The sequence below is a fragment of the Actinosynnema sp. NPDC002837 genome (assembly GCF_040295345.1).
In the GTDB taxonomy this organism is placed as follows: Bacteria; Actinomycetota; Actinomycetes; order Mycobacteriales; family Pseudonocardiaceae; genus Actinosynnema.
The window spans coordinates 176,706-191,731 of the sequence record NZ_JBEOVG010000007.1 but is presented as its reverse complement, the minus strand read 5'-3'; the positions used below and the strand labels follow the sequence as shown (position 1 = coordinate 191,731).

Below are 15,026 nucleotides of genomic sequence, written 5' to 3'. Positions count from 1 at the left end.
GTCCGGTTCGTCGGGTCAGGCGGAAACGCCGGCCTGTTCGAGGTACTCCCGCGGCTGCACGGCGGTCGTGTCCAGCTCCAGGCACCGGCCCATCGCGTTCACGGCGTCGCCCAACCGGCCGAGGATGTGGTAGCACTGCCCGGCCCGGTACCACGCCATCGCACCGGCGCCGGTGCCGAGCTCGCCGACCCGCGTGTACCAGCGTGCCGCCTCCTCGTAGGAGCCGATCGCGGCGTACCCGTCGGCGACGACCATCCGCGCCTGCAGGCAGTGGGGATCGATGGCGAGCAGCTGGTCACACCGCCGGCGGACCTGCGCGGTCAGCTCCGGGTCGGGTGCCCGGCTCGCCGCCTTGATCAACGACTCCAGCACGATCCGCCGGTTCTCCACCGCCACGTACTGGTCCGGGCCGTTCTCCGGCGCGGAGGAGAACAGCCGTTCGCTGAGTTCCCAGGCCTGCATGACCTCCGTGTGCGTTTCGGCGAAGTTCCGCTCCCGCATGCGCAGCAGTGCGGCGGCGCGGTGGAACCGGCTGGTCATCAACAAGTCGAGCCAGGTGGCGTCGGCGCCGGCGGACGGCTCGCCGTAGGACTCGAACCGGCGCGCCAACTCCAGGTCGCGCCGCATCCGCACCGCGTAGCTGATGCCCTGTCCGGCCGCGGCCAGCCGCAGGACCGGATCGTCGGACCGAGTGGCGAGGTGCTCGAACAGGTCGGCCGGCGACTGGGTGGGCGCGGACAGGTAGACGTTGGCCCTGGCGACCTCGTACAGGTAGTGGTCGGTCTCCACCGACCCGTCCGGCCGGTGGTCGGCGGACAGCGCCGCGGCGACGCCGTTGAACGACAACTGCACGAGTTGGAAGATCACCAGCCGCCGGCGCAGCGGCGGCAGGTCGGCGAACCGGTCGAGCGCGTCCACCAGCACCCGCCACTGCCTGGTGCGCAACCGGTCGGGCAGCTCGCGCGGGTCACGGCAGGCGTACTCCGCCAGGCCGGCGTGCCGGATCACCTGGGTGCGCAGGCCGACGACGGAGTGGCGGGCGAACCACGCCCACGAGGTCGACTCCTCGTCGGCGAGCCAGTCGTTGACGTAGCCGATGGCCTGCAACCGCATCGGCGCGTACCGACTCGACGCCATGTCGATCAGCGGTCGCCAGAAGATGGCGAGCCGGTTGTGCTCGATGTCGGGAAGCCCTGTCGGGCAGGGGAAGTAGCCGCGCGGATCGGTCCGGTCGTACACCGGATTGATCGCCGGCTCAGTTCGCGCGGCCATGACTCTCCACGAAGGACTGGATGTGATCGAACAACACTGCCCGGTTCCGGTTCGACTTCACCTGGTGACCCTCGTCGTCGAACCGCAGGTAGGTGACATCGACGCCGAGGGCACGGGCGGCGGCGACGAACTCGTCGACTTCGTCCACCGGGATCCGCGGATCGCGCACGCCGTGGGCGATGAACAGCGGCGGGCAGTCCTCCGTCAGCCGGTGACGGGGAGACCGCTCCCGCAGCACTTCGTCGGCGTCCTCGCGAGGTACGGCGCCGAGGATCTGCCTGCTCAGCGAGCCGGCGATCGGGCTGAAGAAGGCAGGCGACCGAGTCGCCAGCCGCACCAGGTCGCACTGCGGGCTGATCGCGATCGCGTAGCGGACCAGGTCGGGTCGCGTGGTGGCGGCCACCAGCGCGGCGTAGCCGCCGTACGACGAGCCGAAGAAACCGACCCGGTCCTGGTCGACCAGGCCACTCGCGACGCCGTGCGCGACGCCGTCGTAGAGGTCCTGCTGCATGGCGCCGCCCCACTCGCCGAGCCCCGCCCGCCGGAACTCCCTGCCGAACCCGCGCGAGCCGCGGAAGTTCAGGTGCAACGAGGAGAGCCCCAGCAACGCCAGGTACTGGGCATCCGCGTGGAACCGCCAGTAGTCCCGTGCGGCGGGTCCCCCGTGCACCATCACCACGGTGGCGGCAGGCTCGGCCGGCGCGTCCCGGGGCGCGAGGCGATAGCCGACGATCGGTTTCCCGTCGGTGGCCCGGTAGCAGAACGAGGTGAGCTGCGGCAGTTCGCCTCGTGGCAGATCCGGGCGGTTGACCAGCAGCGTGGCGTGTTCTCCGGTCGCCGGGCGGCACCGGACGTACTCCAGCGGCCCGTCGTCGTGCACGACGCAGACCAGCCACACCTCGTCGGTCGCGTCGCGGTCCAGTACCACCGGTTCCGCGCCGTCCACCGCACCGAGGTGGCCGGCGACGGCCGCGATCTTCTCGGCCATCCGGCCGGACAGCGGGAGCTGCTGGAACCGCTCGCCGAACACCGCGCACAGGTCGGGCGTCGCGGTGATCGGGTCGAACCACACGCCGTCCGGGCCGATCGGATAGCCGGCCAGGTCGAGTTCGTCGTGCCGGGCGATCTCGGTGATCTCGCCCGTCTCGGTGTCGATCCCGAGCAGTCTCCTGGTCGGGGCGTCCGTGCTGGTCAGGAGGTACAGCGTGGTGCCGTCGGCGTTGAACCCGGGCACGGCGAGGTCGGCGACCGCGTCCGGTTCGATCGGGATCGTGGTCTCGCGCGCCCCGCCGGACGCCCTGACGACGACCGTCGAGGCGCCGTCACGACCGAGGCGCACCCCGCCGCGCGGACGGGACTGCCGGTCGACCAGCCAGCGGTGGTACCCGGGGTTCGGCTCGTCGAGCAGGACTGGCCGGGGATCGTCCAGGTCGACGTGCCAAAGCCGCGTCAGCCGGCTACCGGGTTCGCGGGCGCTGTAAGCGACACCGGCGTCCCCCAGCCAGTACTCGGTAACCGGACCGGTGGCCACCGGAACCACCTGGTCGGCGTCGAGGTGGTAAGCCGTCAGCGCCCAGGTCTCCCGGCCACGCGGTGCGTGCAGGAAGGTCAGCCACCTGCCGTCCGGTGTCCACCGCGGGTCGCGCACCGCGCCGTCGTCATACGTGGCAACGACCCGAACGGGGCCGGGACCGTCGGCCACGGACGTCATCACGCACACGGCGTCGCTCGACTCGGTCCGCCGCACGAACACGACCGCGGTGCCGTCCGGCGAGAGCCTGGGCGAGGTGTTGGTCTCCAGCGCCCGCAGCGCCGACCTGAGCACCGGCGAGATCGGCGGCCGGCGCGGTGCGTCGAGGGTCATCGCGATGCCCCGGTCAGCTCGTCGCCCAACGGGTCCTCGTCGGGGTACACCCCGGCGGCACCGCGGGACACGCCCATGGTGAGGGTGTAGATCGGGCCGTGGCGACGTCGGGACAAGCCGTGCATCGCCAGGTAGGCGCTGTCCTGCTGAGCCGGGGTCACCAGCGTGCTCAGGCCGTAACCGGCGCCGAGGACGATCAGGTCCTGGGCGACGGCGCCGGACCACGTGTACAGGCTGCGCAGCCCGGTCTCGCCGGGCCGCCGGCGCTGGTAGGCCGGGAAATCCGCGACCAGACCCAGCGTCCAGCTTGCCGATGACGGGGAGCGCATCCCCTGGAGAGCCGCGATCATGTCGGTGCGCAGGTCGCCCGCGCGCACCAGTTCGATGCTGTGCTCGCGCGGGTGGTACCGGTAGGCGCCCGGCTCGACGCCGCTCACCCGGTACGCGGCAACGCAGATCTCCCAACCGGCGCCGATCGCGTCGTCACCGTCACGCAGGTGTGCCAGGCCGTACCTCAGCAGGCCGGACAGCACGGCCGCGGGCACCGGACGCCGGACGTAGCTCCGACCCGACCGCCGGCTCAACAGCAGGCGCGAGATCGGGACGTCGGCGGGTTCGGCGGGGTCGGGCAGCGCCACCTGGCGACCGCCGGGCGGCTCGGTGGGCGCAGGTGCGCCGGAGGGGTCGGCGTCCGCTGCGGCGGGCCGGCCACCCGGGCGCCGCGATGCGACGTAGAGCTGATCCGACGGATGCCACCCGCGACGCTGCCAGTGCCGCAGGCCGGGCACCAGCGCCGCCCGACGGACCTCGTCGGCGGGGTCGGCCAGGTCGGCGTGCGGGCGTTCGTCGCGGAGGATCGCCTCGGCGAGGTCGACCGGGAGGTGGCGGGTGGTCCGGCCGGTCACCGTGTCGGCGACCTCGATCTCGGCCTTGTCGACCTGCGCCACCGGCCGGATGCGCGTGCCCACCGGCCAGTGGACGCCATCAGGCCTGATCGGCTCGGGCGGGAGAGCGTGGATGATGGCGGGTTCGGCGGGTTCGGCGGGGCGGGCCTCGGTGGTCTCCGACTCGACACCGCCCCACAGACCGACGCTCATCAGGTATCCCTCGGCCATGCCGTCGAGTCCGAGCAGCGACTCGACCGTCGGCGCATCCGTGGCGTCGTCGACGACGGCGCGCAGGCCCGCGGACTCGGCGGCGAGCCGCACGGTGCCTGCGACGTGCCCGGCGTCCATGTGCACGGTGCGAAACGTCCTCGGCTCGCGATAGCGGTACATGTTGCGCTCGAAAACGCTGGTGACGACGACGATCGCGGCGGCGGAGGCGATGTTCGGAAACACCGACCGAATCGTCTTCTCGTCCACCCCGTCGGACCGGACGAGGCGAAGGCTCAACGGCCGCGTGGTCACGTGGTACCAACCGGAACGCATGCCGGGTACCTGGCGGACGGCGACATATCCTTCCGTGGGATGACGTCCACCACCGGACGGTGACGTGCGGCGCAGCAAAGGCGCGGAATCGGTGATCGGAACACGTTCCCTGATGACGCCGAAAGCAAGGGATACCGTGGCCAGGAACGCATCCTCACTCAGGGGGCGCTTGAGCGCCGACCCAGTCCAGAAGGTCGAGGCGGGCGTGCTCTCGATAATGTCTTCATGCGGCTCTGGAACGTCGATACCCGGCCGTTCGAGGTAGTCTTCCTTGTACCGGTCGTCGTCAGGCTCGACGGCCTGGTAATCGCGCATGCGCGACTGATCGATACCGATCGCAGCAGCCTCCGAATAATCCACGCAGGGATAGTCGAACGCCAGGAAGTGGTACTCGGCGGCTTCCCGCCAACCGGCGCGGTCCCACTCCTCGACAAGTTCGAGCAGCCATTGCTGGTCGGGATCCGCCGATATCGACTCCGCGTCCACGAGCAGGCTGCGGGCGAGCAGGCCCGAGATGCGCGCCGACCAGGCCTCCACACCACCGTCAACCCCGGCGAACCGCGCCAACCTGGCCGCCAGCGCACCCGGTTCCGTCGGCTCCGCAGCCGCGGCGAGCACGGCCGCGATCGACCGCGTCACGGTGAACCGGCGCTTGCGAAGAAGGTCGTCGACGACCCAGCGATTCCCCGTGGCGTCATTTGGCGGAATGATCCGGGCCGCCGGGCTGAGCCGCACGAGCATTGTCCCCCCTCATAACTGGTTCGACATTGGCTTCAGGGCGGAGCATGGCCGACCACGTTGACACGGTCGGCCATGCCCGCCTATCTGACCGATCAGTAAGCGTCGGCCTGCAGGAGCATGACCTCGTACTCGGCCGTCTCCTCGACCTCGTTGGCCACCTCGATCGCCACAGCTGCCTCCATTGGATTTCACCCCCTCTGTTCCGTGGATAACATCGACCGCGACCGACACCGAAAAAGGGCGCCAAGCAACGGCCAGGACAGTGGATTGGCAAGGAAGACTACGAACGCCCATCCGCGACGTTCAGCGGTCGCACGATGGCCACGCCAGGTTGCAGTGCCATGAATCCCCCCGGTCCATTGCCGCACTCGTGTTGAAGGCCTGGCCGCCGCCCCCGCTGATGAGCGGGTACCCCCGGCGTCGCTGCGATATATCCCCATGGTGTCAGGCCGGCGATTTCGTCTGTGTCGGGCGAACACCCGACAACCGGCGGACCCGTCAACGACCCCCGTCGACCGACCGCAACAGCGCCACCGCGTCGAACGACGGGCTCTCACCCGCACGTCCGGGGCGAGCCGGTGTCAGCCGATGCGGAAGGACCCGATCACGCCAAGTCCGCTGAGCACGCCGACCACCGACAGCGCCAGGCACGTCACCGCGGCCGACAGCACCCACGCACGGCGGCGTGATGCCGTGACGACCACGAGGCCGAGCGCGGCCCAGAGCAGCCCTTCGGCCAGGAACCACGGCTCGTTCAGCAGCAGGTCCTGGAGGTCGGCGACTCGCTGGTCGTACCACCGCCACACCTCCGCGGGCAGCACCACCGGGTGCGCGCCGGTGAGGCTGAAGACCCGCAGCGTGCTGTTGACCAGCGCGTGGGTGCAGCACCCGACGGCGGTGAGCCACCCGAGCGCGGGCAGCGCGCGGCGCAGCAGCGGCACCCGCACGGCGACGGGCGGCAGCACCGCGGCGACGAGGATGATCGCCGCGCCGATGGCGTTGATGGCGCGGAACGTGGTCTCGGACACCGGCTCGCCGATCATGCCGACCTTGCCGCCGAACGCGTAGTACGCCCGGTAGCACGCGTAGGCGAACGCCCACAGCGCGAGCAGCCACGCGAGTCGGCGGTCGGCGCCGAGCCGGGGAACCGGTGCCCCGCCCGACCGCGGCGGAATCCGGGCCGGCACCGCCGGCAGTGCAGAAGACATGGTCGTTCCACTCTCTGGCGGGGACGGGCGGCGCGCCCGTGCGGGTCACGGTCGGATTTCGCCCGTGACGGTCGCACGACGACACTGAGGGTTCACTGAGATCCGGTCACCGGCACCATCCATTATGGACTGTCGCGACCACCGCCTCGCACGCGCTACCGGCAGCTGATCCCGGCCAGGTCGAGCATGCGGCACAGGTCGTGGAAGCCGTGCACGCACGCGGATCGGAGCGCGTCATCGGGAAGGACGCCGGTGCGGAGGCTCGCGACGAGCAGTCCGGCCCGCTGCCGGAAATCGGCGATCGCCGCGTCCAGCGCCGGCCGGAGCGCCACCGCCTCCTCCGCCGCGACCAGTCGCATCACCCGGAGCACCGGCCCGCTGGAGTCGGCGCCGCGGTCGGCGGTCGACTGGCGAGGTTGCCCCGTTGGCCGGCTACCGCACCTGTTGCACGACAGTCGAACCGATTCGACTCGCGTCGCCAGGGTCGTCGCAGGGTCCGCCACAGCACAAAGCTGGGACGATCTCGGAACGCTCGTGGGCACCGTTGACACCTTTCGCGATCTTATTTACGCTCACGCGAACCGGTTCGATACGGTTTTCTCGCCGATCCGCGCCTTCCTCCCTCTTCTGGAGGAGTCCATGGACGCCTGCTGTCCAGACCGACCCAGGCACACCTCGACATCGACGACACGGCTTGCAGGACCACGGCCCACTCCGTCGTCACCCGGTCGGACGAGTCGACCGGCGGTGCCCAACCTGATTCCGAGAAGCCGACCTGGGGCCACAGCAGCGCTTCCGGCCTCGGTCGGCACCCACGCCGTGGTGCACACGAAAGGCAGAGAGTGGTATGAGCAGCCGATCCGGCCGCCTCACGGCGGCCTTCGCAACTACGTTCGTACTCGCCGTCACAGCCGGACCGACCGTGCTTCCCGACGCACCGAGCGCCCAGGCAGCCGCATCCGGACCGTGTGACATCTACGCCTCGGGCGGCACACCGTGCGTGGCCGCGCACAGCACGACCCGGGCGCTGTACGGCGCGTACAACGGAGCGCTGTACCAAGTCAAGCGGTCCACGGACAACACCACGCGGGACGTCGGCGTGCTCAGTGCGGGCGGTGTGGCCAGTGCCGCCACCCAGGACTCGTTCTGCGCCGGCGCCACCTGCCTCATCAGCATCATCTACGACCAGAGCGGCCGGGGTAACCACCTCACGCAGGCACCCCCAGGCCACTGGCCCGGCCCACTCCCCGGTGGGTGGGACAACCTCGCCGTCGCGACGGCCGCCCCGGTCACCGTCGGTGGACAGAAGGCCTACGGCGTCTACATCTCGCCCGGCACCGGGTACCGCAACAACCGGACCAACGGCGTCGCGACCGGCGACCAGCCCGAGGGCATCTACGCCGTCGTCGACGGCACCCACTACAACCAGTGGTGCTGCTTCGACTACGGCAACGCGCAGACCGACGGCCAGGCCGACGAGCGCGCCATCATGGAGACCGTCTACTTCGGCGCCAACAAGCAGTGGGGTTACGGAGACGGCGCCGGTCCCTGGGTCATGGCCGACCTGGAGTGGGGCCTGTTCTCCGGCGTGAACGCGGGGTACAACCGGAACCCGCCCATCAACCACCGCTTCGTGACGGCGATCGTCAAGGGCGAGTCGAACCACTGGGCGATCCGGAGCGGGAACGCGCAGTCGGGTGGCTTGACGACCGTGTTCGACGGGCCGCGCCCCGCCGGCTACCACCCGATGAAGAAGGAAGGGGCGATCCTGCTGGGCATCGGCGGCGACAACAGCGTCTCCGGCGCCGGTACGTTCTACGAAGGCGTGCTGACCTCCGGATACCCGTCGAACGCCACCGAGGAGGCCGTGCAGGCCAACATCGCGGCTGCCGGGTATGCCCCGCCCGGCGGCGGCAACCCGCGGCAGAACGTCCAGGTCGTGGGCAGCCAGTCCAACCGGTGCGTCGAGGTGCCGAACGGCTCCACCGCCAACGGGCTCCAGGTGCAGTTGGCGGACTGCCAGAGCGTCGACCGGCAGCGCTGGACCTACACGTCCGACCGAAGGCTCCAGATCTACGGCAGCAAGTGCCTCGACGCCAGCGGTCAGGGCACCGGCAACGGCACCCAGGTGATCATCTGGGACTGCAACGGCCAGGCAAACCAGCAGTGGAACGTCAACTCGGACGGCACCATCACCGGTGTGCAGTCAGGCCTGTGCCTGGACGCCGACGGCGCCGGGACGGCCGCCGGCACGAAGATCATCCTTTGGTCGTGCCACGGCGGCGCGAACCAACGATGGGGCCTACGCGGTTGACCGGACGTCGCCGCCGGGCTTCGTTCCCCTCCGACCGCCCGGCCGGGGCCGCACAGCCGATGCCACCACGGGCCTGGCGCCCGACAGCGGCGGCACCGCTGTCGGGCCCGGTCGTGGTCGGCCAGGCCGCGACCGTCGGAACTGCCGGGTCGCGGTGGCCCCGACGCCGGGCGCCAGGTCGCCTACCCGGGCCACACCGCTCTCGCTTCCCTCTCCTGACCGCCTGCACGAAGCTCCGCCGCACCCCAGGAGCCCCTGTGCCAGACCCGACCCTGGTGTGCCCGCGTCCGCGAGTCACGCCCGGACGGCCACTTCGGCGCGTTCCACCCTGGCACGGCATCGCCGGCTCGTCCCGGTTTCGTCGAGCCCGGCGGCCGGCACCTCACTGCGATGGGCGAGCACGGTGCGCTCAGAAAACTCGGCGTTTGATCCGCCACACGACGAGTGCGAGCAGGGCTGCGGCGAGGCCGACGAAGATGGCCGCCTCGACGAGTTGGAACCTCCAGAAGCGATCGGCCGGGTGGTACAGGACCCATTGCTGGATACCGCGCTCGTGCAGGTACGCGCTGAAGTCCACTCCGGCGCCCCGTGCCGCGACCTCCATCTCCACGGCGTCGTAGACCGAGAGGTGACGGCCGGACGGATCCGCGTAGCCCGAGGCGATGATCCAGTCGGCGCGGTCACCTGCCGGTATCCGGGAACCTCCGGCGTCGAGGGTCGCGTCGTCGGCGGCCACGCGTTCCATGGTGCTCAGCGGCGCCTGGACGTTCGGGCGCAACCAACCCGCCACGACGACGCGGACGGCGAGGTAGGCGCCGAGCGCGACCGCGAGCGCGGGCAGGCTGCGCCGCAGCAGTGCACCCGCCGCCGTGGCGGCGGCGAACGCGAACAGCGCGTACCCCGCCGGAACGAGTCCTTCCAGGTCGAACGCGTCGGTCGTGAACCGGCTGTTGAGCACGTCCAACGGCTGCCGGTACCAGGTGATCGACGCCGTGAGCGCGACGGCGAGCGTCGCGGTCAGCGCGCCCAGGGCACCCAGTTTGACCGCCAGCCAGCGCATCCTCGGCACCGCCTGGGTCCAGGCGAACTGCCAGGTGCCGGCTTCCAGCTCGCGGGCCACCAACGGCGCGCCGAGAAACGCGCCGATCAGGAACGGCACCAGGTTGAACAGGGACAGCATCTTGGACGCGTACCCGTGCTCCTCGTTCAACCGCCTGATAGCGGTCGAGCACGCGTCGGAACCGTCGGCCAGCCCGCCCGCGCAGGCCGCGGCGCCGTCGGGGAACAGGGAGCGCATCGACGACCCGGCGACGAGCAGGAAGAGGCCGATCGCCGCCACCAGCAGGCTCAGCGTGAACACTTCGGCGCGATGTTGCCGCCAGGTCAGCCACGTCATGCCGGCACCTCTGAGACGGCCGGTGCCTCGATGTCGTGCCGGGTCGGTCGACGCAGGTAGGCCAGCACCAGGTCTTCCAGCCCGATCGGGTCGGCCTGCCAGCCGGGCGCGGTCGGCCCTCCGCCATCGCGCACCAGCAGCGTGGTGTGCCGGTCGCTGTGGGATGCCTCGACGACCGTGCCCGCCTTGTCGAGATCGGCGGTCGTGCGCGGACCGACGAGCAGCCGGTGCTCGGCCAACAGCGTCTCGATGTCCCCGGCGAGCGTGACCCGGCTGTGGTTGAGCACGATCAGGTGGTCGCAGACGCGCTCCAACTCGGGCACGACGTGGGACGAGAACAGGACGGTCATGCCGTCGGCGGCGACCGCGCCCATCAGGGCCTGGAGGAACTCGAGTCTGGCCACGGGGTCGAGGCTGGCCATCGGCTCGTCCAGGACGAGCAGGTCCGGCCGCTTGGCCAACGCCAGTGCCAGCGCCACCTGGGCTTGTTGGCCGCCGGAGAGGGCACCCGCCTTGCGGTCCAGCGGGATGTCCAGCTGCGCCAGCCGCCGTTCGGCGAGGCCCTGGTCGAATCGCAGGTTGCAGGAGCGGCCCAGGTGGAGCAGGTCCGCGACGGTGAAGTGCTTGTAGAGCGGGTGCTCCTGGGCGAGGAAGCCGATGCGGGACAGCACCTGCGGGGTATTGGCGGCCGGGGACTGGCCGAGCACCTCCACGGTGCCGGACGTCGGCGCGAGCAACCCCACCACCAGGCGCAGCAGCGTGCTCTTGCCCGCACCGTTGGGGCCGACCAGCGCGATCACCCGGCCGGTCGGCACGGACAGGGTGCAGTCGCGCAGCGCCCACGTCCGACGGTAGCGCTTGCCCAAACCGTCGGTTCGGAGCGCGTACTCGGTTGTTGTCATGCGATGTTCTCATTCTTCGCTCGGTTGACGACAGCGGTGAAGAGCGCGTTGACCGCCTGCTCGTCCAGACCGGCGGCGTGGGCCCGGTTCAACCAGGTCTCCAGACCGCGCCGCAACGAGGTGTACGTCGCGGCGGACATCCCCGCCGTCGGCGCCTCGTTGACGAACGTGCCCTGCCCGGGGCGACCGGTGACGAGATCCTCCTGCTCCAACTGCCGGTACGCCTTGGCGACCGTGTTCGGGTTGATCGCCAAGGTCTCGGCCACCTCGCGGATCAACGGCAACCGGTCACCTTGCCGCAGGAAGCCCAGCAGCACGGCTTGACGCACCTGCTGGACGAGTTGGAGATAGGGCGGCACACCCGAGCGGTTGTCGATCCGGAAGACGAACATGAACCCCTCCCTGCTTTACTAGTGACATAGTAAAGCAGTAAAGATCGCCTGTCGGCAAGCAGCCGCATCGGGTGCGGAGGGGATCCGGCCGCCGTGGGCGTGGCCACCGGCGGGCAGGTAGTCGTGCGGGCGCCGGCTCAGGTCCAGGGCGGCTATCCACTGGCGCACAGTCGGCGAGACGATGGTGCCGTAGCCGGCCGTGGTGGTGTTGACGGACGAGGAACGCGAGACCCTGACACGTCGGGCTCGGCGGGCCGAGTCGTCGCAGGCGTTGGCGCAGCGGTGCCGGATCGTGCTCGGCTGCGCCGACGGTGGGTCCAAAGAGGCGGGTGGGTGCCGGTGATCGCCGGCACCCACCCGGTTCTCACGGGTTCGGCACCAAGGCCTGCCCACCGTCGCCCAGCGCGGTGACGGTGCCGAGGTCCGGGCCCTGGACGGGCCGCAGCGCGGGGATGCCGCTGGGCTGGGTGCCGAGGTCGCCGCTGGAGTTCGAGCCCCACATCCAGAGCCGACCCGAGGCGTCGAGCACCTGCCCGCCGTAGATGTGGCTGACGACGTCGACCGCGCCGGTGATGCCGTCAACGCGCACCGGCACGGTCTTGACGCAGTCGAAGCAGTCGCTCCCGTCGCCGAGCGCGCCGGACGAACCGTGGCCCCACGACCACACCGTGCCGTCGTTGCGCACGGCGTAGCCGTTGTAGCTGTCACCGTCGATCTCGACCACCCCGGTCAACCCGGAGACGCGCACCGGGACCCGGGAGACGCCGCCGGTCGTGCCGTTGCCGAGGGCGCCTTCGTAGTTGTCGCCCCACGCCCACGCGGCGCCGTCCGCGGTGACGGCGAACGCGGTCGCCCCGCTCGCGGCGATCTTGACGACACCGGTGAGCCCGCTGACCCTGGTCGGCACGCTCGACGACTCGGAGGTGGACCCGGTGCCGAGCTGGCCCCGGTGGTTCCAGCCCCAGGCCCAGACCGTGCCGTCGTTGCGCAACGCGTAACCGCTCTCCCAACCGGCCGCGATGGCGGTGACACCCGTGAGCCCGGGGATCTGCCGGGGTTCCACCGGGTGGGCGCCCACGCCGAGGCCCCGCGCGCCGGAGCCGTCGCTGCCCCATGACCAGACGGTCCCGTCGCCCCGCAACGCGTAGTGGTTGCCGGCCAACGCGTCGGCGACCGCGACGGCCCCGGTGAGCCCGGCCACCCGCACCGGGATCGGGACGACGGCAGAGGCGTACCAGGCTTCACCGAAGTCCGGGCCATTGCCGCCCCAAACCCACACCGAGCCGTCGGCCAGCGCCGCGGTGTTCGACGCCAGCGACACCAGGCCCGACAACCCGTGCAGCGGCTTCGGCAACGACGAGGACGTCGTCGTCCCGTTGCCGAGCTGCCCGTGGTTACCGCCCCACACGTAGGCGCAGTCGCGGAGGCACGGCACGGGCGGCACCGAGAAGTACCCGGCCAGGTCCACGGCGACGTGGGTCTCACCCGCGTTGTTGTAGGCGTAGAAGCGCGACTCGTCGACGTCGTACTGGATCACGACCACGGCGAGGTTCGCCGCCGTCTGGCCGCGCGCCAGGTTCAGGTTGGACGTCTCCGGGCGATCGCGTTCGACCTGCCAGGCCGTGAGGTGCGTGTCGGCCGTCGGCGCGATCCCGGTCATGTTGACCACGGCGCCGATGGCCTCCGCCGGCACCGCCACGTCCGGCATGACGCCCCGGGACCGCTGCGGCCCGATGGGCGTGGAGTTCTGGTTGGCGTTCCCGGTGCCGTTGCGGGTGTCGAAGATCCGCCGCGGTGCGACCGGGGTGAACACCGCTCCGTACTCCGGCGTGTAGAACCCCTGGATGTCGACGACCAGGTCGAGCTCACCGGCGTTGTTGTACAGGTTCACCAGCCGTCCGGCGCCCAGCGCGACGGTCGTGAGGTTCGGGTTGGTGCCGCCGACCGGCACGTTGACCGTCGAGGCGGTCGGCCGGGCGGCGCCCGCGGGCCACGCCGTGACGTACGTGTTCGCGGTGGCGCGGGCGGCCGTCACGTTGAGCACGACCGCGGTCGCCGAGGCGGGCACGGTCCGCGACAGGTCCAGCGTCGTCGTGCCCCCTGGCCCGACGTGCCCGCCGCGGTACTCGTCCATCACCCGGGACGCCCGCGCCGGGATGAACTTCGACCCGCCCGAGGTCGCGTAGTACCCGGCCAGGTCGGCGATGACGTGCGTGCTGCCCGCGTTGTTGTACAGGTCGACCACGCGGTCCGCCCCGACCGCCACGGTCACCAGGTTCGCCCGCGTCTCGCCCGCCCGGAGGTTCAGGTTCGACACCGCCGGCCGGGCCCCGCCGTGCGGCGAGACCGTGACGTAGGTGTTCGCGGTCGGCTCGGTGCCGGTCAGGTTGAACACCACCGCCGTGGCCGACGCCGGCACCCGCCCGGCCAGGTCGAAGGAGATCGTGCCCGCGGTCCCGATCGGCCCACTCCCCGAACGGGTGTCCAGCACCCGGGTCGGCGACAACGCCGTGTAAGTCGACCCAGCGGCGGCCTGCGCCTCGGCCACCGCGGGGAAACCGGCCGGAACGACCGCCACCAGGGCAACCGCCGACAGAACAGCGGTGAGCAACCGCATCGAACACCCCCAAGGTCACGGATCCCCCGACCCGCGCGGGACGCTACCGCTCAAATCCCGACGGCACAGCACCTTTCGGCGAATTCACGCGGGCACAGGCGGGCCTCGCGGTGCCACAGGTGTCCGAGGTGACGCCGACGACGGTCACGTTGAGCACCCTTGCCGTCAGCCACGGCGGCGGTCGCTGCTTGGCCCGGACAACCTGCGATATCGCAACCAACCGCAGAAGGCGAGGCCGAGGCTCGTCACGATCACCAGGGCGGCGCGGGTCCCGACGGAATCCGCCGTGGGCCACGCGACGGTGGTGATGGGGCCGTTGTCGAGAGCTGGTTCCCAGCCACCCGCTTCCTCGACGGTGCGACCTGTACCGGACGCGGACAGCGCGGATGGCACGTAGTTGACAGCGTCCAGAATCGCGAGCACGACGACGACCACGATTCGGATTGCCTCCTGGCCGGTGAGTTCGCCGAGGACGTAGCCGAGGGCGAGGGTGGTGTAGCCGCCCATCAGTGGTCCGACCACGGTGACGACCGCGACGGCGACCAGCGGTGTCGCCGCCGCGTCGACGCGGACGAGCAGGTAGCAGGAACAGACAAGGACGAGTGCGGCGTAGGCCAGGTAACCGGCAACGAAGTTCCACAGCGTGTCACGAGAGGTCGTGGCCGGGCCGGCGGGAGCGAGCATCCAATTGACTTGCTGCCGTCGTCGCCGCCACGCCCGGCCGAGAAGCGGCACGGTCACGGCGAGGACGATCGGGGTGAGCACGGTCCAGTAGCGGCCGATGCCCCGCAGTCCCAGAAGGCCGTCGCCGACTTCCGTTCCACCGGAGCGGAACCCGATCCAGATCATCGGCGTGACCGCGGCCAGCACGACGAGCATCCGCGGGGTCA

Annotated in this window: 11 protein-coding genes; 1 reads left to right on the top strand and 10 read right to left on the bottom strand. The window is 70.8% G+C overall.

Annotated features, from left to right (window positions below; genetic code table 11):
* Window positions 1-15: 15 nt before the first annotated feature.
* The 5 genes from ABTZ99_RS08030 to ABTZ99_RS08010 form a co-directional block, all read right to left on the bottom strand.
* Entirely contained in the window at window positions 16-1,272 is a 1,257-nt protein-coding gene (locus ABTZ99_RS08030; protein WP_499609333.1) for a hypothetical protein, read from the bottom strand.
* Entirely contained in the window at window positions 1,256-3,136 is a 1,881-nt protein-coding gene (locus ABTZ99_RS08025) for a S9 family peptidase (protein WP_499609330.1), read from the bottom strand. Before ABTZ99_RS08025 ends, ABTZ99_RS08030 begins: the two co-directional genes overlap by 17 nt.
* Complete coding sequence (locus tag ABTZ99_RS08020) at window positions 3,133-5,307, bottom strand: SagB/ThcOx family dehydrogenase (RefSeq protein WP_499609327.1); 2,175 nt, start codon at window positions 5,305-5,307, stop codon at window positions 3,133-3,135. The genes ABTZ99_RS08025 and ABTZ99_RS08020 overlap by 4 nt, the downstream gene beginning before the upstream one ends.
* Before the next feature lie 581 nt (window positions 5,308-5,888).
* A complete protein-coding gene (locus ABTZ99_RS08015; RefSeq protein WP_498777905.1) occupies window positions 5,889-6,515 on the bottom strand; it encodes a hypothetical protein in 627 nt (208 codons plus the stop codon).
* 155 nt (window positions 6,516-6,670) lie between these two features.
* Window positions 6,671-6,877, bottom strand: coding sequence for a hypothetical protein (locus ABTZ99_RS08010; protein ID WP_499609323.1), 207 nt, complete (start codon window positions 6,875-6,877; stop codon window positions 6,671-6,673).
* Window positions 6,878-7,362: 485 nt separating this feature from the next.
* Between ABTZ99_RS08010 and ABTZ99_RS08005 the strand changes: the two genes are divergently transcribed.
* Complete coding sequence (locus ABTZ99_RS08005) at window positions 7,363-8,829, top strand: arabinofuranosidase catalytic domain-containing protein (RefSeq protein WP_499609320.1); 1,467 nt, start codon at window positions 7,363-7,365, stop codon at window positions 8,827-8,829.
* A gap of 409 nt (window positions 8,830-9,238) precedes the next feature.
* On the opposite strand, the gene ABTZ99_RS08000 is transcribed toward ABTZ99_RS08005, so the two are convergent.
* The 5 genes from ABTZ99_RS08000 to ABTZ99_RS07980 form a co-directional block, all read right to left on the bottom strand.
* Window positions 9,239-10,225 (bottom strand): ABC-2 membrane transporter-related protein, encoded by a 987-nt coding sequence (locus ABTZ99_RS08000; RefSeq protein WP_498777911.1) that lies wholly within the window; start codon window positions 10,223-10,225, stop codon window positions 9,239-9,241.
* Entirely contained in the window at window positions 10,222-11,127 is a 906-nt protein-coding gene (locus ABTZ99_RS07995; protein WP_498777913.1) for an ABC transporter ATP-binding protein, read from the bottom strand. The genes ABTZ99_RS08000 and ABTZ99_RS07995 overlap by 4 nt, the downstream gene beginning before the upstream one ends.
* On the bottom strand, window positions 11,124-11,519 hold the full coding sequence (locus ABTZ99_RS07990) for a GntR family transcriptional regulator (protein ID WP_077005197.1): 396 nt from the start codon (window positions 11,517-11,519) through the stop codon (window positions 11,124-11,126). Before ABTZ99_RS07990 ends, ABTZ99_RS07995 begins: the two co-directional genes overlap by 4 nt.
* Window positions 11,520-11,883: 364 nt before the next feature.
* A complete protein-coding gene (locus ABTZ99_RS07985) occupies window positions 11,884-14,097 on the bottom strand; it encodes an RCC1 domain-containing protein (protein ID WP_499609315.1) in 2,214 nt (737 codons plus the stop codon).
* A gap of 204 nt (window positions 14,098-14,301) precedes the next feature.
* The gene (locus tag ABTZ99_RS07980) at window positions 14,302-15,015 is read right to left on the bottom strand and encodes a hypothetical protein (protein ID WP_499609313.1); all 714 of its coding nucleotides are present in this window, start codon (window positions 15,013-15,015) and stop codon (window positions 14,302-14,304) included.
* Between the last annotated feature and the right edge of the window lie 11 nt (window positions 15,016-15,026).

What these genes read in the sequence shown, in the direction of transcription:
- ABTZ99_RS08000 (WP_498777911.1), bottom strand. Translation starts at nt 10,225, where the DNA reads ATGACGTGGCTGACCTGGCGGCAACATCGCGCCGAAGTGTTCACGCTG.
- ABTZ99_RS07995 (WP_498777913.1), bottom strand. Translation starts at nt 11,127, where the DNA reads ATGACAACAACCGAGTACGCGCTCCGAACCGACGGTTTGGGCAAGCGC.
- ABTZ99_RS08005 (WP_499609320.1), top strand. Translation starts at nt 7,363, where the DNA reads ATGAGCAGCCGATCCGGCCGCCTCACGGCGGCCTTCGCAACTACGTTC.
- ABTZ99_RS08015 (WP_498777905.1), bottom strand. Translation starts at nt 6,515, where the DNA reads ATGTCTTCTGCACTGCCGGCGGTGCCGGCCCGGATTCCGCCGCGGTCG.
- ABTZ99_RS08025 (WP_499609330.1), bottom strand. Translation starts at nt 3,136, where the DNA reads ATGACCCTCGACGCACCGCGCCGGCCGCCGATCTCGCCGGTGCTCAGG.
- ABTZ99_RS08020 (WP_499609327.1), bottom strand. Translation starts at nt 5,307, where the DNA reads ATGCTCGTGCGGCTCAGCCCGGCGGCCCGGATCATTCCGCCAAATGAC.
- ABTZ99_RS07980 (WP_499609313.1), bottom strand. Translation starts at nt 15,015, where the DNA reads ATGCTCGTCGTGCTGGCCGCGGTCACGCCGATGATCTGGATCGGGTTC.
- ABTZ99_RS08030 (WP_499609333.1), bottom strand. Translation starts at nt 1,272, where the DNA reads ATGGCCGCGCGAACTGAGCCGGCGATCAATCCGGTGTACGACCGGACC.
- ABTZ99_RS07990 (WP_077005197.1), bottom strand. Translation starts at nt 11,519, where the DNA reads ATGTTCGTCTTCCGGATCGACAACCGCTCGGGTGTGCCGCCCTATCTC.